A 19,134-nucleotide genomic window follows, 5' to 3' on the forward strand; every position below is an offset into this window, starting at 1 on the left:
TATTAATAAATACTTTTTTAATGAGTAATTTATTCATTGGTCAGCCTTCTTTACACCAGATTGGCCATCAGCAGAGTTGCTTTGCAGCGCGTTGTTCATCAGCGCTTCGTTCATCAGAGCTTCGTTCATTTGCAACTCGTCCATCAGTAAAAAATTACGCAGAATTTGCGCACCCACGGCGGCACTTTTTTCGGGGTGGAACTGCACGCCCATAAAGTTGCCTTTGCCGATGGCGGCGCTAAAGTCTTCACCATAGGAACATTGGGCTAAGGTAAATTCACTCAACGGCGCGCGGTAACTGTGGACGAAATACACATAACTGCCATCTTCAATGCCCGTAAACAGCGGGTGAACGTTAGGGATTTTGGCTCCTTGTGAGTTTGTCGTTAGCTTAAGTTGGTTCCAGCCCATGTGCGGCAAAGGTAGGCTTTCAGCTTTGAGTAACTGCGTATCCAGCTCGCAAATGTCGGTCGGGATTATGCCTAAGCACTCGCAATCTTGACCTTTGCCGCCGCGCTCCTTCGAAATTGCCGCCAACATTTGCATGCCAAGGCACACGCCCAGCACAGGTTGAGTCAGGCCTTGAATGAGTTCGACCAAGCCTTTTTCATGTAAGGACGCCATGGCGGCACCCGCGGTGCCCACACCCGGCAGTACCACACGTTTTGCCGCTTTGATTTTGGCTTTATCGTCTGTGACCAATACCTTAGCGCCTAAACGCTCGAAGGCGAAACGTACTGAGTTTAAATTGGCACAGCCCGTGTCTATGATGACGGTTTCAGCATCTGGTGATTCATTTGCTGTTAATTGCGGGCTAGCTGTTAATTGCTGACCAGCTGTTAATAGAGTGTCTTGTTGCATCCTAACCTCTTAAACGATTTATGCTGATGCCTTAAAGCACGCCTTTGCTCGATGGCAGAATATCGCCTTCGACTTTAACCGCTTGGCGTAGCGCGCGGCCGAGCACTTTAAACAGGGCTTCAACCTTGTGGTGATCGTTATCACCTTCGGCGGCGACATGTAGCGTACAGCGCAGGCCATCGGCAAAGGATCGGAAGAAGTGCGGCACCATTTCAGTGGCCATTTCGCCGACGTGCTCACGCTCAAAATTGGCCGAGAATTTGATAAAAGGACGACCAGAGATATCCAGCAGACATTCGCCCTTGGCTTCGTCCATCGGCAGGCTAAAGCCGAAACGGGCAATGCCGCGTTTGTCGCCGAGCGCTTGGCGCAGGGCATCACCTATGGCCAGTGCCGTGTCTTCGATGCTGTGGTGATCGTCGATTTCCAGATCGCCATCGACTTTCACATCCATTCTAAAATTACCGTGGGTGGCAATTTGATCGAGCATGTGGTCGAAAAAGCCAATGCCCGTATCAATTTTACCTTTGACTGAACTGTCGAGATCCACAGTCACGCGAATATCGGTTTCTTTGGTGGTACGTACGACTGTGGCGGTGCGGCCTTTATTGAGCAGCGCATCAGCGATGGCGTTCCAGCCCAACGTTTCGCGTTGATATTTCAGACTTTTAATGCCCATGGCATTGCCGAGTTCCACATCGGTTTCGCGATCACCAATTACAGCTGATTGGGTGAAATCGATGCAGCCTTGGGCGAGATAGTCTTTTACTAGCCCAAGCTTAGGTTTACGGCAGCTGCAATTTTCATCGTTAAAGTGCGGGCAAATCACCACATCTTCGAAGTTCACCCCTTGGCTTTTGAGGATTTGCATCATCATATTGTGGGGCGCGTCGAAATCTTCCTGCGGGAAAGACGGTGTGCCAAGGCCGTCTTGATTGCTGACCATGACTAAACGAAACCCCGCCTTTTGCAGACGTAGCAAAGCGGGGATCACTTGTGGCTCGAACACTAATTTCGCTAGACTATCGACCTGTTTGTCGGTGATGGGCTCTTCAATCAAGGTGCCATCGCGGTCGATAAACAGAATTTTTTGTGCAACGTGCGGGACAAATTGTGGGTTCATGGCTCTACCTTCAAATTCAATTCGTTTAGCTAATGCTTAAGCTGATTTAACTTTCAGCGTTGCATTCGCTTTTTATTAGTTTTTTATGATCAGAGATTTATTATCAGTGACTTATTATTCGTTTTCTGATGACTGCTCAGTGCGTTGCGATTCAAATAAATTCACTAACACATCGGTATCCGCCTTTGAACTAAAGCTAAAACGGATGGCCTTAGCAAGCCTTGGGTCTTTGTAGGCGCGGGCGACAACACCGCTGCTTTGTAGTAACGCAGCGACCTTGGCGACATCATCAAATTCAGCCAGCACATAATTGCCGTTAGGCTTAAGCACGCGGGCGCGGGACTCTGAACTATTCGATTTTGAACAATAAGCGCTGATCGCCGCTGTGAGTCTGGCGCCTTGCTCATTTAATTGTGCGACTTGCACTTTCATCCGCGCAACGCCTGCGCTCGATAGAGCCTGTGTGGCGACTTCACTCACGGGTAGCGGCACAGGATAGGGCGCAATCACGCGCATAATGATTTCGACTACAGCCTCGTTTGCCAGCATAAAACCACAGCGTGCGCCGGCGAGTGCGAAGGCTTTTGACAGGGTGCGCAGTACCACTAGATTCGGATAGCTTTCCAGCAAATCCGCCACACTGTATTCAGGGCAAAACTCAATATAAGCTTCGTCGATGACCACAAGCGCGTCGGGCAAGGCTTTGATTGCTTGCTCGATAATGGCTTTGTCGATCACTGTGCCAGTCGGGTTATTGGGATTGCAGATAAACACCAGTTTTGCGCCGCGAACGTCCTCGGCATAGCTTGTCGGCAAGCCATATTCCGCGCTGAGATTTAACGCTTTAACGCCCACATTAAAGGTGTTCGCGCTGATGGCATACATGCCGTACGTCGGGCCAAAGCAGGCAATGCTGTCGACGCCTGGTATACAAAAGGCGCGAATTAACAGTTCAATCGCTTCATCGGCGCCGCGGCTGGCGACTATCTTGCTGGTGCTCACGCCGCTATATTCGCTGTAGGCACTGATAAGCTGCGGCGGTTGGCATTCTGGGTAACGATTCAATTTCGATAAATCGAGCGCTGCGGTATCGACATTATTAAAGGGCGATTCGTTGGCATTGATCCAAATATCACCACGACCGCCCAGTCTGCGGGCACTCTGGTAGGGCGTTAAATCCAGTAACTCAGGGCGCGCTAAACGCTCGGCTAAATTTAGTGGCGCCGATTGCGTTAACGTTGATGGTGTTAACTTTGATGCCGTTAATGCTGTGGGTTCTGCTGTCTTTTCCATGCTGCTCATTTGGCTCATTTTCTTCACTCAGCTCTATTTTTATAAACTTAAGGGCTAATCACTTAAGAGTTATTCACTTAAGTGCTAATCACTTAAGATCTAGGCGGGTCATTTCTCTAGGCTAGCTAAACGTACTGCGATCGCATTTTTGTGCGCATCGAGCAATTCGTTACTGGCTAACGTCATGACTGCTTGCCCCAATCCTATTAAGCCCTTAGCACTGAGTTCCTGCACGGTAAAGCGGCGGCTAAAGTCGGCTAATGACAGGCTCGACACGGCGCGGCTGTAACCGTAAGTCGGCAGCACGTGGTTGGTGCCACTGGCATAATCGCCAACAGATTCAGGTGTATAAGCGCCTAAAAATACCGAGCCCGCGGCGCGAATATTTTTCAATACCTCACGGGGAAAGCGCGTTTGGATGATCAAGTGCTCAGGCCCATATTGATTAGAAACCTGCGCGGCTTGCTGCATATCGTCAACAACAAAAGTGCGACTGCTGAGGAGCGCCGTTGTGGCTATATCACAACGCGGCAGAGCAGCGAGCTGTCTTGTCAGTGCGTCATTCACGCCATCGGCGATAGCTTGCGAATCCGTTACTAAAATCACTTGTGAATCAGGGCCGTGCTCAGCTTGTGAAAGCAAATCGGCGGCGATAAATTCGCAATTGGCGTCGCTATCGGCAATCACCAACACCTCAGAAGGACCAGCCGGCATATCGATACACACAGTGCAGCGGCCATCCTGTGACACTAAGCGTTTAGCTTCAGTCACGTAGCGATTACCAGGACCAAAAATCTTATCGACCGCCGGAATCGTTTCTGTGCCAAAGGCCAGTGCCGCAATGGCTTGTGCGCCGCCCACTTGATAGATTTCAGTGATCCCGCAGGCATTGGCTGCATAGATAATGGCATCGTTGATGGGCGGTGGGCTGACCAATACTCTTTGTTCGCAGCCGGCGATCTTGGCGGGGAGGGCAAGCATCATCACGGTAGAAATTAATGGTGCGCTGCCACCGGGGATATATAAACCCACTTTTTCAATCGGTTCGCTACGTAGCTCGCAGCGAACTTCCGCCTCGGTTTCCATATCAATCGGGCGAAATTGCTGGGCGCTGTGAAACACATCTATGTTTGCCATGGCTTTGGCGATCGCCGCTTTAAGCTCTGGTGATACTCGTGCGCTTGCTGCAGTAATGTCGGTTTCACTCAGACGCAGCTCACCACTACCTTGTCCATTTAAATCTCTAGTCGCGCTATTGAAGCCATCAAACTTTTGATTAAATTCGGCAATAGCGGCATCACCCCGCGTTGCCACCGCATCAATAATGGCGCGAACGCTTTGCTCTAAGCCGCTGTCACCAATTAAAGGCGAGCGTTTCAGCGCCGTTTTTTGCTCGGCGGTTGATAAGGTTGACCAAGTTAGGATTTCCATACATTACCCCATCATTTTTTCGATTGGCATCACCAGAATCGAGCTGGCACCGAGTGCGGTCAGCTGTTCCATAGTATCCCAGAACAAATCTTCGGTACTGACGGCGTGTATAGCAACGCGGTTAGTATCATCATTTAATGGCAATACGGTTGGGTTTTCCGCGCCGGGCAGCAGGGCGACGATTTGATCTAAGGTCTCGGTTGGCGCGTGCAGCAGGATATATTTGCTCTCACGGGCGCGGATAACGCCATTGACGCGGGACAGAATTTTGTCGATGAGTGCTTGTTTAGTCGGTGTTTGGGTTTGGGTCGATTGAATGATGCAGGCCATAGAGCGGTAAATCACTTCAGTTTCGTATAAACCGTTGGCCTCTAAGGTGGCGCCCGTTGACACGAGATCACAAATCCCATCGGCAAGGCCGGCACGCGGGGCGACTTCAACCGAGCCTTTTAACATACAGTCGCGATAAGTTATGCCTTTTTGTTGCATAAAACGGCGCAGAAGGTTCGGATAAGAAGTGGCGATGCGTAATCCTTCTAACGAGGAGGCATCGGCGTAACTGAATTCTGTTGGTACGGCTAACGAGAGGCGACATGATCCGAAATCTAACTGACGCAGTTTGAGACAATCTGCGGGTTTGTTCAGAGTTTGACGCTCGATTTGTTCTTCTTCGAGCACGTTTTCACCTATGATCCCCATATCGACTACGCCGTCCATCACTAGACCTGGGATATCGTCATCACGAACGCGCAGTAAATCGATAGGCATATTGTCAGCATGAGCTATAAGGCGTTGTTCATTAATGGAAAATTTAACACCACAGCTTTTTAGCAGTTGCTGAGAGTCAGTAGAAAGACGGCCAGATTTTTGGATGGCGATGCGTAAACGGTTCGATTCAGTCATAGTGTTATCTCGCTCAAAAGTATCAAAATTAAAAGATTCAAAAAATGTTGTTTAATCGGTTTAATACGCCTTGCCATTCAATGGGCCCTAGCTAAGAAATCTAGCTAAGTGTTCTAGCTAACGTATTGATAATTTATTAAATATCTAAAGTTTCTTATTTAAATTAAAACCCAAATTAACGCCTAAATGCAAAAACCCCCGGAATTCCTTCCAGGGGTTTATGATCATCTTGAATCAGTCCGCCAGAAGGATATAGTCCTCCGGCAGTGAGCGTCCGAAGGCTACCGCATATGGTGGTGATGGTGGTGGATAGCGTTCAGTAGTGGGCTCATTTTACTTTCTCGGTATTTAACTTTATTGGCTTAACTGTTCGAAATACAGTGAAGCGTTTAATTCGTTGTTACGGACGTCTATCCGTATAAGTGGATTTAAACTAACCGCTTTTATGAGCCTTTGCAACAGTCAATTTGAATTAAATGAGAATATTTATGCGTTTTTGTGAAAGGCAGAGGGTTATCGTTAAATAAAGTTATTGAGCATTTTTGTTGGAGGGATGTTGAAAGTGGATGGAAATGTGTTGGAAGTCGTGCAGGGGGAACTGTAACTTGAGTTGTGAGCATTTGCTGATATTCATTAATACAGGCTTGCCATGGTGTTCACTCACCGACTCGCAGCTAGTCCGTCCTTGGATGCTCGACCGCCCCGTCCATGGGGCGGACGGTCGTCTCGCTAATCACCATGGCTCATCTTTGAGCATTCGTTTAGTCTGTAGGTTAAAATACTAGATCTAAATTAACGATCGTAGGTACCACTATATTGGACTAAATGTATGGTACGCCGGTTATTGCAAATAATGAAAGCAAGATAAAAGGAGTGGGTTTGTGCTAATCTAATCGACTATTTAACTTTATGTTTTGGCTTTCATACTTCATGTTACGCGCATTGTGACAGTGATGGAAAACTGGGTATTAGCACATTAGGCGCGATACAATATAAGTTTATTCCAACTCTGTTTTTGTAGAGATATGTTAATTTTTGAGTTGTATTGTTTCAAATGGATTTTTATTAATTTTTTAAAAAGAAATGTTTTGTAATTAAGTTTGAAAGTGAACTGTATACTTTTTTATATATGTAAAGACCACCACCTATCGCACCAATTGCTGCTAGAGAGAAAATAATAAAAAAGCCTAGATAGCCAGATGCTTCAATAATTCCATTATTTCTATCTTGTTGATTTATAGCATATATACTTGGTCCAAAGTAATACATTCCAACAGACTATAACCAACTATAAGTGATTGCAATTGTTGAGGATATGCCGTGAGTGAATATGTTAATTGCATTTTTTACCTTTTGGCTTGTATGATTAAACTCCGACTTTACAGAACCAAGCTCATTAGTTTTTTCGGCTATTTCAGCATTTTTTTCAGCTAATTGTTTTGATTTTATTTCTTCCACAATTGCATAAATATCATCTTCAGCAATATCTTCACCACCAAGTACGGATGCATGCTGTACCATATTAAATAGTGAACTGTTCCATCTGACTAAATTGAAATAATCTTCTGAAATATTGCCTTTCTTTTTTAGGTCTTTAAAACGTTTTAAAAAGCTATCCCAAAACACATCATCAGAGTTTAACGCAGTATAAGCATCGGTCAATAACATATCAAAAGGTAACGAAGCAAAATGCTCAGGGTGTTTCAGCCATAGAAATGTTGCTAACCATTTCTCCGATGTAACAACTTGGATCGAATTTTTTTCTATCTCATTTTTAAAGAAACGGTTTGTAACATTTTCAATTGTTTTATTTGATGTTATAAAGGTTGAGAATTTTTCATTTAAGGAGTTTATTGACTTTCCATCTCTAGAATTAAATACTCTAGAAACACATGTTATGTCATGTGATGTTCTTTTAAATCCAACTCGTCTTAGAAATTTTTCTAATTTATTTTCATCAAAAAAGAATTGCTCTTTTAATATAAAGTCATTATCTATTTCAATTCCAATTCCATTTAAATTAGACTCTAATAGTACTGACTCAGTGTTAATTTGTTCAGGTGTAACACCTTTGGAATTGAATAATTGACGTGTCATTTCATGTGATAAATGATATTTTTTGTTTTGTAATGTTTCTATCCAGAAAGAGAAAACGCCCCTTATCTCTCGTGCAGTAACATCAAATATTTTTACTTTTGCATTTAGATCGACAATTAGCTCTAGAATCTCATGCAGATATTTCTTACGAGTAGGCCCATTCCAACCGAGTAAACCGATTATGATTGGAGTGTCAAAATAAATTGTGATGTTATTAAATTTTGTTTTTTTTGGAACTTTTATCTGCAAAGGTTAAATAGTTTGCTAATAAAGTTCCTTTTACTATTCTAGTGATGTCTGGGATTAAAGATTTTTTCTGTTGATGAATATATTTAATGAAGCTTGCTAACAAATATTGTTTGTTTTTGATTTTTGTCTTTGTTTCTGGAATGCCTCCATCAATATTCTCAGTGAATATTGATATGTTAGCCCTTATGAAATTATAAAGTGATTCTTCACCAAACTCATAGGTTATATCCTCTCCAAATTCTTCTTTAGCATAAGTTATTAAATATTCCACTATACTATTTATTGAGTTTTTAATCTCATATTTTTTAGCTTTGACTGCTGTGTTAGTTCATGTACTTTTTTAAATTGAACAAAATATTGTTTGTTATCTTTTATCAATATCCCTAAGTTTTTCGCTCTGATAAGTAGCGAATTTAATGCTCCTAGTGGTGTGACTATTTTAAACCGATCATTGAATGCGTTTTGAAGATCAGATTTATCAATTGTTTCAGTGTTAAGATCTTCTAAAATATCAGCTAAAAATGGAATAAAAAGATCTAGTTCATCTGCTTTTTTTGGCCCTGCAAGCTTTCTAGAAGTGATATGTTCACAAGCGGAGAGTTTTTTTCTATTTGTTGCATAGTAAACTTTTATTCCATTTTTGTGGATTTCCCAATCTCTTGGGGTTCGATAACATTTAGAGCGTCACGTAACAGCGTACTACCCAGACTTCTAGTGGAACTTAAATAATAAATGACTTAGATATCAAAAATAATTTAAATATGCCAGTAACTTAGCATCGCTTGCCATGAGATTCCAATATTTTTTATGCAGAAAAAGTGAAACGTTACATGCCAAGACAATTGTTGGTGCTATATGTTAATTACGAATAATAAAAAAGATAATATTTTCAAATAATTGTCTCGATAATAAAAAGATAAACATGCTCACCATATCTGATCCGCCTTTTGTTTTTTCATTGTTAACTCATAGAATCACAACATAAATACAGTAATCTCATGAAAAAAGTGAATGCTGTTTCTATTGCATATGTTGTGCATAGGAACGTTAGAATATGTAAGGTGTTGGTTCATTTCGCAAGCTTAAGTAACCGTACTGATGGCTTTGGGTCGATAGCAAAAGATCTGGTGATTCATTTCTGAATAGGCATTGTTGCACCAGTGACCGTTGGCGGCATGGATGCCGCCGTCGAGCCCTCAGAGACGAGTTTATGGCGTGTCACTGGGGAAGCAATGACAATTCAAGTCGCAAACTGACGACAAAATTATCTTGCTTTGGGGCAAATATCTTTTTAGCTAAACGAACAGCAGAAGTGTTAGTTAGGATTGGCATTGTTGCAATCGTGACCGTTGGTAACATGGCCGCTCTTTCACATCTGACCCATAGGGATATGGGAAATGTCACTATGATGTCGGGAACATCATTGACCATGTGAACGCGGTATTTACACTTCCATGTGCTGCAGATGTTACCGTCGAGTCCAAAGGGATACTTCTTATTAAATAAAAAATCGGCGAGTCACTGGGAAACAATGACAATTAATGCCGCACAGCTAGCTGTTTGCATCAGTTCTTGATGCCGGAATTCGTCATTAAGAATTTGCCTAAGATTGGCATTGCTGTACCTGTGACTATCTAAAAAGGATGCTTTAGTCGCGTATTAAGGTGTTGTGCCGAACTGGCATAAATAGCAAAGCATTTTATTTACTGGGTATGAAAGGGCATAATGCGGCGCTTACTATTTGTTTGAGATACAAGGAATAACCATGAAGTACTTGGTTAGCGTAGTTGCATGCTGTTTATTATCGGCCTGTTCTTTTGGGGATGCTGATGTTGAGTTTACGCCTGAAAAAGGGGAAGAGCGCTCTTATCAGCTGTATAGCACCACTAACATCACGGTAGACAATGGTAGTCGTACCGAAACGGTTAACGCCACGTCACATCAATTGCTGCGTTATAAGGTCCTCGAAACAGGCAAAAACAGTCGGTTTCAAGTGCATGTCGATTATATGAACATGCGCGATGGCCAAGGGAGCGGCGTCAGTAGTGGCCAGCGGGCCGATCGTAATCCAGAAATGCACGCTATTTTCTCGCAGGGGTTTGAATTTACGTTAAATCTAGACGATGGCAGGGTTAAAGAATTCAGTGCACTGAACAAACCTGTATGGCAGGCGCTGTTGGCTGAACGCGGCGCAGAGCTTGAGCAGGAACTGAAAAAGCTCTTTAGCTCATCCGCCTTTCTTAGCACCATACCCGCCAAAGCGGGGGCGGTCGTCGCACTTCCTGCTTATCAAGGCCACGCAAATGCAAAACTTACCGTCTTGCAAGTCACTGATACTCATGTGTTAGCCAAAGTTGAAAGTGGCGGCGAACAAGCCAAAATATACGGTCAGTTGATGTTAGAGCGTGAGCGGGGTTGGTTAGCGCAGTTAGCCTTAGTGGCGGAAGCGCCGTTTGAGCGCTACGGCTATAAGGGCACAGTGCGCAGCAACGTTATTATGTTGCCGCAGGAGCGCCAGTTGGGCGATCTGACGCAGTATTTAGGTTTTTATGATTTCCCAGTATTTGAGTATCAAACACAACCTGACGTTGTGTTGGATAACGTCAATAAGACCTTAACCCAAGATGCTGTATTTGCCTATGATGCGGGCTACTTTTACCAGCAAGATGATTTATTAAAGCTGACTTATCAGTATGACTTTTCAGGTTTTAAACCCGAAGGCGGGTTTAACTTAACCGATATCACAGCACACAGTGCGGATGGCACAGTACTGCCGCTGCAATTGAGCAAGGTAGGCAGTTACAGTTATCCAGAACAGGATGGTTTCCATCAGTCTGAGCAGCAGAATTTGCTTATCGGTTGGAATGCACCGAATGACCTATTAGCTCAGGTTGCTGAGTTTCGCGCGACGGCCCATTATCGCGGCGCGAAATTAGTCAAACTTAACCTGACCCCCGATCCCAGCAAAACGGTGGCCTTGCAGTATGAAGATATACAGCTGGAACTCTCGCCAATCCCAGATAAACCATTCAGTTATTTGCTGAAATCGCGAGGCAGCACTGACAAATCTTGGTTATACCGGCGCTTTGACGGTGCCGAAGGCTCTATGGTGAAATATCTTTCACCGCCACCCACTGGACCGGATTGGTTAACCCCGGCAGAGCAAAATATGCTGGCGTTGGCCTCATCGACACAATATGAATCGATCACACAGTTTACCTTTCCCGCAGCGCCGCCGACGCTGACACTCTATGTGAATACTGTGGTTGACAGTGGTGAACTGACTAAGAACATTCGTTTTATTCCAACTCAAGATTACGCGCAAAATGTCGCCTATCCGCCGGCGCAGCAACAACTGCTTTATAGTGATGATATGTATGCGTCCTATGTTAATCAGCCGCAAGTTACTGCACCTGAAGACCCCGCCTTACTTGAGCCGCAAGTCGTGGCCAAATACGGCGTCAGTTTGCTGTTAACTTCCGAGCAGGCAGCAGTGTGCACGCTCAGTGTTGTCGATGCACCTAAGGTCAACGGGCACATACTGCAATGGACAAACACAAGCACTAACAACACGGGTTTTGGTGGAGGGCTGGATAAGTTTGTACTGTACCAACTGACTAGCGCTGATGGGATCCGCCGCAATTTTTACGACATCAATGTTAGCAGCACTTTGGTCTGTACTGGTACGCCCAAATGGCAAGCGCTAGCGTATCAACCCGAGCAAAGCTGGTTGATTGATATCACTCAGTTGCCGAATGTTGATGCCCATCAAACTGTGGCCGACTTTATGCGGCGCTATCGTTTTTTAAATGCGCAAAATTTACAGCTAGCTCCTGCTATTCAAGGTGACAGTAGTGATTTTTATCAGCGTCCGTTGCAGCAAGTATTACGTGAGGAACGCTGGTTTGTACTGGCGGGGCGCGCAGCACAGATAGAGCAGCTGACGATAAGCGGCGAACCGGTCAATAAACAGTGGGTTAATACATTCCCTGCGTTACCTTAAGGAGCAGAATATGCGAGTCTTATTACTATTATCTGCGCTACTTATGTCGTTTAATCTGTCGGCTGAGCGAATTTTACTCGACGAACTATGGCGGCTTAGTGATGTGCCTGGTGAAGCCATTTATTATCAGGAGCAAGCACCAACAGAGAAAGATGGCGTGTGGCCGCTACAACTCTTTTATCTGGAGACGGATAAACCCGTTTTTAAGGGCAGCGTCAACAGTCCCAATTTAGCCGAGAGTTTTATCGTTGGTGATTTCGAGTTTTTCTATCCCGATGGTCAACTGTCTCGCAAGGGCAGTAGCGATGCACAAGGGCGTTATCAGGGCACGCATCTGCATTATTGGGAAGACGGAGCGCTCTCGGGAGAGTACCACTACCAGAATGGCCAGTTGCATGGAGATCAGAAAAGTTACCATACCAATGGTCAATTGCGGGAGCTTCAGCATCGTGTTAATGGGGCTGAATTAGGATTATCGCAAAGTTATTTTAACAATGGCCAGTTGCAAACACGCGTAACCTACGGCGCTAACGGTATGGAAGGGCTATATGAAAGCTTTCATAACAATGGTCAGCCGGAGCAAACCGTTAATATGGTGGCGGGAAAAAGAGAAGGCGAGCGACTGTATTGGACAAAAGAAGGCTGGTTATACACTAAAGAGTTTTATCTTAAGGGGAAAATACACGGCGAAGTGTTGATTTACCGATCTGCCGATGTGCTGCAAGATATTAAACACTACGAGCATGATAAACAGGTGGGAAACCAGCAGCGTTTTGATGAACAAGGGCGGTTAGCAGAGCTGCAAAAGTATGATAAGGATGGTCGTGAAATTCAACATATTACCTATGATATTGCCGGTAACGTTGCGACCCAAACCGACACGCAATACCTCGCTAAAGGTCAGACTAGCACTGAACAGCGCTTCGATTCTGCGGGTAAGTTAACTTATCAATATCAGCAAGATACTACAAAAGACTGGAGCTTACGTCAGCGTTTTGATGCAGCAGGTGAGCTGATTGAACGTGATGAACAACTCAAGGGGCGATACGATGGCTTGTATATCGGTGCAGGCTGGAATGGTTATATCAGGCGGATAAACTACCGCAAAGGTCAAATGCACGGTGCATATCGAGAAGACAAGGCCGAGGACGGCGGTTTTGTCATCGGCCAATATCACTTAGGGTTAAAGTCCGGCAAGTGGGTCACAAAAAACGCGGATACGACGCGCAATGAGCAGTTTAACCAACAAGGTGAGCTGAGTGGTGAACAAACAGAAATCGCAGCCGATGGCACGATAATGCGCCGAGAGTTTTATAAAAACGCTAAGTTACATGGCGCGTATTTACTGCGTGGCTTTGATAAACAACTGCAAGCTCAAGGTCAATATGTTAACGGTCAGCGCGAAGGCCAATGGCTGCTGCAAGATGAAAGCAGCTATAGCATGGTTAAGCTCTGGCATGGCAACTATAAAGCAGGACACGAAGTGGGTCACTGGCAAGCCTTTTCCGCCAATGGCCATTTATTAGGGCAGGCCCAGTATGATGATCAAGGTCAATTGCAAGGCAAAGGCTATAGTTTTAACGAAGATGGCAGCCTACTGCAAAGTGATGAGTATCTTGATAATCAACTGCACGGCAGGTCGGTGTACTACTTTAATGGTGAACCCTCATCCGAGTATCGCTATCAAAATGGTCTGATGATCAGCGAGTAGCACTTCATTACCTACCCACACAATCAAGCAAAAACCGGCTAATTAGGCCGGTTTTTTGCTTTTTTGCATCTAGTTTGCTTGCCTTGCTTTATCGTCAGGCATACGCACCGCTTGTCATTAAAGGGCTCACTTCTCAAACCCTCGTTTCGCGTTTACTAACTTGCCAGAACAAACACAATCTCAGCGTTAAACGTCAATACGCCTTCATACTTCTTCGGCTATCACAGGGGGTGTTTTTAAACATGAACAATGCAGATGGGTGTACGAGCTGATTTTCAGCTAAAAGCATTATATTCATTCGTGATGGATAGTTTTACTTTTCAAACTCTTGAAAATAATTATTTATTGTGTAAAGTAGCGACCCTTGCTATTTTGTAACAAAATGATACAGAGTTGCTGTTTTATTTGTCCATTTATTGGATATCCCTTTGCGTATGTCGCCCGACACAGCTAGCAGCAGTCTTGTTAGCTGTTTTTTTTGCCTAAATTTAAATATTGTTTGTTTTTTGCTCTACAAATCCATAGGTTAACACTTAGCCTTTAGATAATTGCGGCTATGCTTATTTCTATAACAAGGTTCCGTGAAAAAGGAGCGTGAGATGAAGCGAGTATTAATTAATTTGACGGGAAAAGTGCAAGGTGTTGGTTGCCGTCATGCGACCTTGACTAAGGCCAGAGCCCTTGGCGTGACAGGATATGTAACCAATTGCCGCGATGGCAGTGTTGAAGTACTCGCCCAAGGCAGTGACATTGCTGTTAATGCTTTAATTGCTTGGTGCGAAGTAGGTGTGCCTTGCACTGAGGGATTAACCGTAACGGTAGGAGAAGACGAGGCTGATGATATCTACCTCGATTTCTCCATCGTTCAGTCTTAATTTAAACGTACAGTGTTAACTTAACTGCACCGTTTTAACTTAAGAATTGTGCGGGTTGTGCGTTTGTTCAGTATTGGCCAACAGTCTGTATTGATTCGGCATTCTGATTATTTTGCATTGCACTGGGTTGCGCCATCTTGCGGATTTGGATCACCATGCCCATTTCGGGATGATCTAAATAATGGATTTCTTCACTCTTCACACGGCGGTTTTGCTCCAAAGGCACAGACATTAAAAATGGTGTCATGACTTTGGGCGCCGTGAGTGTTGCGCTGGTATCGGCCGCATCACTGGGTACGGCTGGCATTAATTTTCTGCCTTCTTTGCGCAAGTGCAATGCGGTTTCAATATACAAATAGTGGCTTAAATAGATATTCAGTGTGCCATCTAATTCCCATACTGGTGATACAGCAGGTGCAAGCATTGATGTGCCATCGGCATTAGTCATAGGCTCTGCTTGAGCTTGCTTAATGATTTTTCTGCCATCGAAGTGATAAGTACCTGAGAAATCTTTACCCGCAAATAAGCGTATGGGTACTGAGCCACTCTTACCACGCATAGGTTGTTGCCAAGCCATGTGCAGTAAACTGCGCGTACCACGTTCGCGGGAGATACTATTGATAATACTCGCGAACTGACTTTGGCTGCGTGCTAATAACACTGGGCCGCCATTGGCGCTGGCATAACTGGTCGTTGCGCTGCTGATTTCTGATGGGATCACCGGCGGGTAACGATATTCCACACTCGCAGGCGCGGCAGGCATAGGTTCTGACGTCGAGGTACCGTTTAAGGTTTCAGCGCAGTGGCTATTTGCATCGGCATCAAAGACCAGTGTGCAAGGCGCAGATGCGCTGGGTATCGGCGTGATTGCTTGCGCGATAGCGGGGGAGATTAAGTCTATTGCGTTATCGGTTTTCGTCTTGTTTGGCGCATCAGGCCATTGTTCACTTGACTGACTTTGGCGTTCAAACACATAGACTTCAACCTCGAACCAAGCTTCTGCTTGGACGACCTGACTGTGTGATAGTGCAATGAGTGTAGCGATAGAGACCGCGAGTTTACGTAACACTATTTATCTCCAAGACGATGTTGCGATAATTGTTCTAGCAAGAGTTTCACTAAAGCGAGCCTGTCTTTACTGGTTTCGGCTGCAAGGCTGAACTTTAACTTATTCGGTCCTTCCATTCGATAGATTTGTGGCTGGCTTTGGAGTAATCCAATAATAAACACAGGATCTATGACATGATCATCACTAAATTCGATGCTGCCACCTTTACTGTGCACTTCTATTTTAGTCGCACCTAAGCGAGTCGCCTCATGTTTATAGAGTGTCATTTCCATTAAGTTACGCGTCGGTTCAGGTAATAAGCCAAAACGGTCGATCAATTCGACTTTTAACTCATCCAGCGCCGCCTGTGTTTCGCAACCTGCGATGCGTTTATAGAGCGACAGACGAATATTTACGTCGCTCACATAGGCTTCAGGCAGAAGGGCGGGGATACGCAGTTCAATTTCGCATTGCTGATTGAGCATTTGCGCCAGTGACGGTTCTTTGCCTTGTTTTAAGGCTTTGACTGCCGCTTCGAGCATTTCCATGTACAAGCTAAAACCAATTTTCGAAATATGGCCACTCTGTTCATCGCCCAAGAGTTCACCTGCGCCGCGGATCTCTAAATCTTGGGTCGCCAGCATAAAGCCCGCACCGAGATCTTCAAGAGCATCAATGGCTTCTAAACGTTTGCGTGCATCTGGGGTCATACGTTTGGGATGCGGCGTCATCAAATAAGCGTAGGCCTGATGATGCGATCGCCCGACGCGGCCACGCAATTGGTGTAACTGTGCCAGACCAAAGGTATCAGCGCGCTCAATAATAATGGTGTTGGCACTTGGGACGTCTATACCGGTTTCGATAATAGTGGTACAGACTAACACGTTGAATCTTTGATGGTAAAAGTCTGACATTACCCGTTCTAGATCGCGCTCACGCATTTGACCGTGTGCAACGACGACTCGCGCTTCAGGCAATAAATCGATAATGCCTTGGGCACATTTCTCAATACTTTCAACATTATTGTGCAGGTAATACACTTGGCCGCCACGGAGAATTTCCCGCAAAATGGCTTCGCGCACAGTCGCGGGATCTGATTCCCGTACAAAGGTTTTCACTGCTAAACGTTTGGCGGGCGGGGTGGCGATAATCGACAAATCGCGCATGCCCGACATGGCCATGTTTAAGGTGCGCGGAATAGGCGTTGCGGTCAGGGTTAAGATATCCACGTTGGCGCGCAGCGCCTTGATTTTCTCTTTTTGACGCACACCGAATCTGTGTTCTTCGTCGATAATCAACAGGCCTAAGTTTTCAAACTTGGCCTCAGATTGCAGTAACTTGTGGGTACCGATAACAATATCGACTTTGCCTTCTTCCAATTGCTGCAGCACTTGAGTCTGCTCTTTGGCGGTACGAAAGCGTGACATCACTTCAGTGACCACGGGCCAGTCGGCAAATCTGTCTTTGAAGTTTTCATAGTGTTGCTGGGCAAGCAATGTGGTCGGAACTAGCACGACTACTTGTTTACCAGCGTTGACGGCCACAAAGGCGGCGCGCATGGCGACTTCGGTTTTACCAAAGCCCACATCGCCACAGACTAATCTGTCCATTGCGGTCGGCGATTGCATATCGGCTAACACGGCGATGATGGCACTTTCTTGATCAACGGTTTCTTCGAAGGGGAAGCCGCGGGCGAATTGAGCGTATTCTTCTTCGTCAATTGCGCAGCTTTCGCCGGGACGCGCTTGGCGACGGGCATAGACATCGAGCAGCTCGGCTGCGACGTCGCGGATTTTTTCAATCGCCTTTTTCTTGGCTTTAGCCCACGTCTCGTTGCCGAGTTTATTTAAGTGGGCGTCTTCATCGGCGCCAACACTGTAACGGCTGATGAGATGCAATGAAGACACTGGCACATACAGTTTGTCACCGCCAGCGTATTCTAATTGCAAGTATTCTGCGACCAGTCCACCCGTATCTAGGGTGACTAAGCCCCTATAAAGTGCAACGCCGTGTTCTAAATGCACTATGGGCTGGCCAACTTTGAGTTCGGCCAAGTTTTTAATCAGGGCATCATTACTGATCTGACGCTGTTTTTCACGGCGACGTTGCTGGGAAATACGATGGCCGAAGAGTTCAGTCTCACAAATGATACTGATACTTTCTTTGGCGCTGATTTGCAGTAAACAACCGCGTGACAGCGGCGACACGATAAGGCCTAACTTGGCATCACTTTGAATAAATTCATCAAAATGGTTAAACAGTGCAGGTTTTAACTGAATTTTAGCGAGCAATTCAAGCAGCGCTTCGCGGCGACCCTCGGACTCGGCGCTAAACAACATGCGTTTGGCGCTGCTGGCATAATCTTGCAGCGCTAGCAGCGGTTGCTTTAATTTATGATTGGCGCTGATGTCGGGCAGGGTACTGGCGGCAATAACAACCGCTTTCGTTGTTTCAGTGCCATCTGTTGGCACTTGCATTTGATAACGTGGCAGCGGTTTAAAGGCGGCAAATAACTCTTCTATGAGTAAATACAGCTCTTTAGGCGCCAGTAATGGCCGCAGCGGATCGACGCGTCTGTCTTGATAGCGATGCTCGACTTCTTGCAGATGGGCGCGCGCCGACTTTTCGATATCGCCTAAGGTGACGAGTTGAGTGTCCTTGGGCAAGTAATCGAATAGGGTGGCGGTGTCATCAAAAAACAGCGGTAGATAGTTTTCGATCCCCGCCGGCATCAAGTTACGGCTCACTAGCTGATAAACCGATTCCGGCTCTTTGACTATGACCTCAAAACGGCGGCGGTATCTTTGCCTAAAACCTTCGATGGCCGAACTGTCGGTTGGGAATTCCTTCGCGGGCAATAGGCGAATCGAGTCGACAGGTTGCAATGAGCGTTGGGTTTCTGGATCAAAATGGCGAATGGTTTCCACTTCTTCATCGAATAGCTCGATGCGCAGTGGCATATTCATCCCCGTTGGGAAGATATCCAGAATCGATCCGCGAATGGCAAACTCGCCATGTTCATACACTTGCTCCACCGAATGGTAGCCAGTGTCGGTTAAATGCTGGCGTACATCGTGTAACTTGTAGCTATCCCCCTTTTTGAGCACAAACACGTTGGCGCTTAAATAGGCCTTAGGTGGCAGGCGTATCATCAAGGTGGTGACGGGCACGATAACGATATTTTGCTCAATCTGAGACAGCTGTGATAGCGTTTCGAGTCGCTGGGAAATTAAATCCTGATGGGGCGAAAAACTGTCGTAGGGCAAGGTTTCGCGGTCAGGGAATAATCTGACCTTAATGCCTGTTTTACTGAGCAAATAACTCAGCTCTAACTCTAAGCTTAAGGCGCTTGGCGTGTCACTGGTGACGACTAAGGTCGTTCCCTTATGTTGACGCGCTAAATTGGCGAGTGTAACGGCTTGGCAAACGCCGCCCACGGTGGACAGAGTCTGAATTTGAGTGCCATTTTTGACGGCTGGCGGCGTTAGGGCTGATATGTGAGTCATTGGCGTGCGATAAACTGATTCATTCACAAAGAGT

Annotated in this window: 12 protein-coding genes; 3 read left to right on the forward strand and 9 right to left on the reverse strand. The window is 45.6% G+C overall.

Going from position 1 to position 19,134, the window contains the following annotated elements:
• Window positions 1–33: 33 nt before the first annotated feature.
• The 7 genes from hisH to KFE26_RS16390 all read right to left on the reverse strand — a co-directional run bounded on the left by hisH (window position 34) and on the right by KFE26_RS16390 (window position 8,228).
• Complete coding sequence (gene hisH, locus KFE26_RS16360) at window positions 34–861, reverse strand: imidazole glycerol phosphate synthase subunit HisH (protein WP_212601056.1); 828 nt, start codon at window positions 859–861, stop codon at window positions 34–36.
• 31 nt (window positions 862–892) lie between these two features.
• On the reverse strand, window positions 893–1,984 hold the full coding sequence (gene hisB, locus KFE26_RS16365) for a bifunctional histidinol-phosphatase/imidazoleglycerol-phosphate dehydratase HisB (RefSeq protein ID WP_212601057.1): 1,092 nt from the start codon (window positions 1,982–1,984) through the stop codon (window positions 893–895).
• A gap of 114 nt (window positions 1,985–2,098) precedes the next feature.
• Complete coding sequence (gene hisC / locus KFE26_RS16370) at window positions 2,099–3,295, reverse strand: histidinol-phosphate transaminase (RefSeq protein WP_212601058.1); 1,197 nt, start codon at window positions 3,293–3,295, stop codon at window positions 2,099–2,101.
• 90 nt (window positions 3,296–3,385) lie between these two features.
• Window positions 3,386–4,708 (reverse strand): histidinol dehydrogenase, encoded by a 1,323-nt coding sequence (hisD, locus tag KFE26_RS16375; protein WP_212601059.1) that lies wholly within the window; start codon window positions 4,706–4,708, stop codon window positions 3,386–3,388.
• A 3-nt stretch (window positions 4,709–4,711) separates the two neighbouring features.
• Window positions 4,712–5,611, reverse strand: a complete 900-nt coding sequence (hisG, locus tag KFE26_RS16380; protein ID WP_006086295.1) for an ATP phosphoribosyltransferase — start codon at window positions 5,609–5,611, stop codon at window positions 4,712–4,714.
• A gap of 1,278 nt (window positions 5,612–6,889) precedes the next feature.
• Window positions 6,890–7,957 (reverse strand): hypothetical protein, encoded by a 1,068-nt coding sequence (locus tag KFE26_RS16385; protein ID WP_212601060.1) that lies wholly within the window; start codon window positions 7,955–7,957, stop codon window positions 6,890–6,892.
• Window positions 7,923–8,228, reverse strand: a complete 306-nt coding sequence (locus KFE26_RS16390) for a hypothetical protein (protein WP_212601061.1) — start codon at window positions 8,226–8,228, stop codon at window positions 7,923–7,925. The genes KFE26_RS16385 and KFE26_RS16390 overlap by 35 nt, the downstream gene beginning before the upstream one ends.
• A 1,494-nt stretch (window positions 8,229–9,722) precedes the next feature.
• Between KFE26_RS16390 and KFE26_RS16395 the strand changes: the two genes are divergently transcribed.
• The 3 genes from KFE26_RS16395 (at window position 9,723) to KFE26_RS16405 (ending at window position 14,546) form a co-directional block, all read left to right on the forward strand.
• The gene (locus KFE26_RS16395; protein ID WP_212601062.1) at window positions 9,723–11,960 is read left to right on the forward strand and encodes a hypothetical protein; all 2,238 of its coding nucleotides are present in this window, start codon (window positions 9,723–9,725) and stop codon (window positions 11,958–11,960) included.
• 10 nt (window positions 11,961–11,970) lie between these two features.
• On the forward strand, window positions 11,971–13,671 hold the full coding sequence (locus KFE26_RS16400; protein ID WP_212601063.1) for a toxin-antitoxin system YwqK family antitoxin: 1,701 nt from the start codon (window positions 11,971–11,973) through the stop codon (window positions 13,669–13,671).
• A gap of 599 nt (window positions 13,672–14,270) precedes the next feature.
• On the forward strand, window positions 14,271–14,546 hold the full coding sequence (locus tag KFE26_RS16405; RefSeq protein ID WP_028759808.1) for an acylphosphatase: 276 nt from the start codon (window positions 14,271–14,273) through the stop codon (window positions 14,544–14,546).
• A gap of 67 nt (window positions 14,547–14,613) precedes the next feature.
• Here the strand turns inward: KFE26_RS16405 and KFE26_RS16410 are convergent, their stop codons facing one another.
• Window positions 14,614–15,615, reverse strand: a complete 1,002-nt coding sequence (locus KFE26_RS16410) for a peptidoglycan binding protein CsiV (protein ID WP_212601064.1) — start codon at window positions 15,613–15,615, stop codon at window positions 14,614–14,616.
• A complete protein-coding gene (gene mfd, locus KFE26_RS16415; protein ID WP_028759810.1) occupies window positions 15,615–19,100 on the reverse strand; it encodes a transcription-repair coupling factor in 3,486 nt (1,161 codons plus the stop codon). Before mfd ends, KFE26_RS16410 begins: the two co-directional genes overlap by 1 nt.
• Window positions 19,101–19,134 lie beyond the last annotated feature (34 nt).

It is taken from the genome of Shewanella sp. M16, from assembly GCF_018224605.1.
GTDB lineage: Bacteria > Pseudomonadota > Gammaproteobacteria > Enterobacterales > Shewanellaceae > Shewanella > Shewanella oncorhynchi.